A 222-nucleotide genomic window follows, 5' to 3' on the forward strand; every position below is an offset into this window, starting at 1 on the left:
AACCAACGATCACGACAGTCGAACCAGGTGCACCAGGTGTTGCAGGTGACACGGTCATCGAAGGTAATGATCTGGTCTACACAGTCAGCTTAAGCGCAGCGACAACGATTGCGTCGACTTATGCCTATAACTTAGGTGGTGGTACAGCAACTGCGGGTAGTGATTACAACGCGACGCCAACGTTTAATAACGGTGTCACTTTGGTTGGTGGCAATCTGATTG

Annotated in this window: 1 protein-coding gene; it reads left to right on the forward strand. The window is 50.0% G+C overall.

Going from position 1 to position 222, the window contains the following annotated elements:
• A partial coding sequence (locus H8K33_RS19690) for a hypothetical protein (protein ID WP_186892773.1) occupies positions 1–222 on the forward strand: 222 nt, incomplete at both ends.

Origin of the sequence: Affinundibacterium amnicola (assembly GCF_014284275.1) — a bacterium.
Taxonomy (GTDB): domain Bacteria; phylum Pseudomonadota; class Gammaproteobacteria; order Burkholderiales; family Burkholderiaceae_D; genus Undibacterium; species Undibacterium amnicola.